The sequence below is a fragment of the Shewanella sp. T24-MNA-CIBAN-0130 genome, from assembly GCF_040310185.1.
Taxonomy (GTDB): Bacteria; Pseudomonadota; Gammaproteobacteria; order Enterobacterales; family Shewanellaceae; genus Shewanella; species Shewanella psychromarinicola.
In genome coordinates this window covers 1-264 of the sequence record NZ_JBEOPP010000353.1, presented here as the reverse complement: position 1 = coordinate 264, position 264 = coordinate 1, and the positions used below count along the sequence as shown (strand labels likewise).

At 47.3% G+C, this 264-nt stretch carries 1 protein-coding gene; it reads right to left on the bottom strand.

The window, feature by feature from the left end; translation table 11 throughout:
- On the bottom strand, window positions 1-264 hold a 264-nt coding region (locus AAEZ02_RS22700), incomplete at both ends, for a 4Fe-4S dicluster domain-containing protein (RefSeq protein ID WP_351125340.1).

Sequence of the window (264 nt, the reverse complement as noted above, 5' to 3'; positions counted from 1 at the left end):
GCATGTTACGTAGATGACCGATTGCCTTGGTAGGGTTTAAGCCTTTTGGACAAACTGAAACACAGTTCATGATACCACGGCAGCGGAATAGGCTGAATGGATCGTCCAAACGTGCTAAACGTGCTTGCGTATCACCATCACGGCTATCAGCAACAAAGCGATAAGCGTGTAATAATGCTGATGGGCCTAAGAACTTATCAGGATTCCACCAGAATGATGGGCAGCTGGTTGAGCAGCACGCACATAGGATGCATTCATACAGAC